Raw genomic sequence first — 3,541 nt, forward strand, 5'->3', positions numbered from 1 at the left:
ATTTAAAATAGGTGATAAAATAAAAGTTGCTATCATTGGGTCACGCAATGGAAAATCTTTAATATCTCATAGTAAAGCTTTAAGAAAAGAAAAAGTAATTTGGTTTATTGAAAACTATAAAGAAGATCAAGAAAGTATTTTTGAGGTTAAAATTATAGGAAAAAATAAAGGCGGTCTTATAGCTATTGATAAAGATAATGTTGAATTTTTTCTACCTAAATCTCAGTATGGTTTTAAAGAAAATGCTAATGTTTTAAATAAAACTTTTAAAGTTAAAATTATCAAAATTGATAAAGAAAATCAAAGTATTGTTGTTTCTAGAAAAAAGATTTTAGATGAAGAAAGAAAGAAAAGAAAAGAAACTATTTATAATATTACTCAAACACAAGATCTTATAGAAGGAGTTATTAAAAAAATAACAACTTATGGAATGTTTGTTGATGTTGGAGGAATTGATGGACTTGTGCATTATAGTGAAATTTCGTATAAAGGTCCTGTAAATCCAAATCTTTTTTATAAAGAAGGTGATAAAGTTCCAGTTAAGGTTATAAAATACGATAAAGATAAAAAGCATCTTTCTCTTTCTATTAAAGCTGCTTTGCCAGATCCTTGGATGGAGATAAAAGATAATTTAGAAGTTGGAGATACTATTAAGGTTGTAGTATCAAATATAGAATCATATGGAGCCTTTGTTGATTTAGGCAATGATATAGAAGGTTTTTTACGCATTAGTGAAATCTCTTGGGATAAAAATATTAAAACACCAAAAGACTATCTTAGCAAGGGACAAGAAATTGATGTTGAAGTGATTGAAATAAATCCAGAAGAAAGACGTTTAAGGGTATCTTTAAGAAATTTATTAACAAAACCTTTTGAGAATTTTATCAAAATGTATAAAAGTGGTGATATTGTAGAAGGTGTAGTTACTTCTATTACTTCATTTGGTGCTTTTGTTAAATTTGATTCTATAGAGGGACTTTTACATAATGAAGATGCTTCTTGGAATAGAAATATCAAATGTAAAGATTTGTTTAAAAGTGGAGATAAAATAAAAGTTAAAATTATTAAAATAGATACAGAAAATCAAAAAATCTCTTTAAGTGCAAAAGAATTGACTCAAAGCCCTGTTCAAAGTTATGCTAAAGAACATAAAGTAGGAGATATAGTCAAAGGCATTGTTAGAGATATAAAAGAATTTGGTGTTTTTGTTGAACTTAGTGAAGAAGTCGATGCTTTAATCCATAAAGAAGATATTAATATTTCAGATTTTGAAAAATTAAAAATTGGAGATGAAGTTGAAGCAAGTATTGCTTTTATTGATGAAAAGAAGAATAGAATTCGTTTAAGTGTGAAGAATTTATTAAAAATAAAAGAAAGAGAAGCTTTAAATGAAATTAATAATAATGACAAAATTACTTTAGGTGATATTATAAAAGATCATTTATCATAATGAAGCAGTATTTCCTTATAGGATTTTTAGGTTTTTTCTTACTGATTTTACTTGTTGCTGTTTTCTTTTTGTTGTGGAGTTTTAAATCAAATATAGATTTTACTCCGCAATTTATGCAAGATAATAAAATTCAAGCAATTTCTACTAATAACAACCCTACTTGGCAAGAAGAAGTTGCTAATTGGGTCTCAAAAGATTATACTCCAGCAGCAGAACAATTTAGCATGCATTTTGAGGCTGATATAAGCGATTTTAAGGAAAAAAGTAAGTACTATCAATTAATAATTAATAAATATGATATTTATTCTATATTTTGTTTAAAACAAACTCTTAATTTTTTTAATATTGATTATTTTTTATTAAAATCAAATGATAATCCAGAGATTTTTTTAAATACTGATAATAAAACCTTAATTGAAAATATTATTAATAAATTAAAAGAATATAAAATTAATGCTAAAGCAAAGGAAATATGGTTATAAACTATTATTTTAAGGATTTTTTTGGCACTAATAGATTTAATTAATGCATCAAAAAGATTTGATGAAAGAATTATTCTTAATGAAGCAAATTTTAGTGTTTGCGAAGGTGAAAAAATTGCCATAATAGGTAAGAATGGACAAGGAAAATCTACTTTTTTAAAAATCATTTTTGGAAATTTATCTTTAGATAGTGGAAGAGTTTTAAGGCAGAATGGAAAAACCATAGCAATGCTTTCCCAACAGGTCGATTTTGAACTTAATTTAAGTGTTAATGAATTAATCCATAAAGAACTTAAAGAAATTTATGATACTTTAAATGAGTATGAAAATTTACAAGATAAATTATCTAAAGATCCTTGCAATAAAACTTTATTAAAAAGAATTGATGAACTTATAAATTTGATTGATAGTAAAGATGCTTGGAATATTGATCAAAAAATTCATAGAATTTTAAATGAATTAAAGCTATTGGAATTTAAAGATCAAATGGTTTGCTCTTTAAGCGGAGGAGAGATTCGTAGAGTTGGTCTTAGTATTCTCTTGCTTAAAAATCCTGATATACTTCTTTTAGATGAACCAACCAATCATTTAGATGTTTATATGACAAGTTTTTTAGAGGATATGCTTAAAAAATCTAAAATGTGTATTATTTTTATTTCGCACGATAGATATTTTATAGAAGAAATAGCACATAAATGTGTCGAAATAGAAAATGGCAATATTAATGTTTTTGAAGGGGGATATACAAATTATTTAGATAAAAAAGCTCAAATCCTTCAAAATCTTTCAAAAAATTATGAAAATTTATTAAAGCAACTCAAAAGTGAAGAAGAATGGTTAAGAAAAGGTGTTAAGGCAAGACTTAAACGAAATCAAGGTCGCAAAGAAAGAATTTTAAAAATGAGAGAGGAAGCTAAGAAAAATCCTGCAATTATAAATCGTCTTAAACTTGAAATTCAAAGAGCAAGTCAAATAAATTCAAATCAAAATTCAAACCGCAAGAAAATGCTTTTTGAACTTGAAAATATTAGTAAAAGTATAGGTGAAAAAGTTCTTTTTAAAGATTTTAGTGCAAGAATTTTACAAAATGAACGTATAGCTATAGTTGGTAAAAATGGTTGTGGCAAATCAACATTTTTAAAGATTCTTATGGAGCAAGTTTTAAGTGATAGCGGGAAGATTAAAAAAGGAGATATAAAAATAGGGTATTTTGATCAAGCAAGAACGCTTTTAAATTCAGATAAAACTCTTATTGAAATTTTTTGTCCTAATGGAGGTGATAGAGTTTTAGTTAAAGGCAAAAATATGCATATTTATGGTTATTTAAAGCATTTTTTATTTCCAAAAGAATTTTTAGATAAGCCTGTAAGCGTATTAAGTGGTGGAGAGAAAAATCGCGTCGCCTTAGCTTTGCTTTTTACTAAAGAATATGATGTTTTAATTTTAGATGAGCCAACAAATGATCTTGATATTTCAACAATTAATATTTTAGAAGAATATCTTTTAGATTATAAAGGTGCTATTTTATTTATTTCTCATGATAGATATTTTGTTGATAAAATTGCTAATAAAATTTATGCTTTTGAAAAAAATGGCAAAATTAATATAG

The 3,541-nt window shown here is 25.6% G+C and carries 3 protein-coding genes; all 3 read left to right on the forward strand.

The annotated features are described in order from the left end of the window. The coding region (locus JG677_RS07395; protein WP_200286010.1) for a 30S ribosomal protein S1 at positions 1-1,450 on the forward strand (1,450 nt) is incomplete at its 5' end. Continuing rightward, entirely contained in the window at positions 1,450-1,932 is a 483-nt protein-coding gene (locus tag JG677_RS07400) for a hypothetical protein (RefSeq protein ID WP_200217496.1), read from the forward strand. The genes JG677_RS07395 and JG677_RS07400, both read left to right, overlap by 1 nt. 21 nt (positions 1,933-1,953) lie before the next feature. Continuing rightward, positions 1,954-3,541, forward strand: a 1,588-nt coding sequence (gene abc-f / locus JG677_RS07405) for a ribosomal protection-like ABC-F family protein (protein WP_200286012.1), incomplete at its 3' end; no start/stop codon positions are given.

The sequence above is a fragment of the Campylobacter sp. TTU-622 genome (assembly GCF_016598965.1).
In the GTDB taxonomy this organism is placed as follows: domain Bacteria; phylum Campylobacterota; class Campylobacteria; order Campylobacterales; family Campylobacteraceae; genus Campylobacter_D.

Bases quoted from the DNA above. Each gene is read 5' to 3' on its own strand.
- JG677_RS07400 (WP_200217496.1), top strand. From the start codon at position 1,450: ATGAAGCAGTATTTCCTTATAGGATTTTTAGGTTTTTTCTTACTGATT.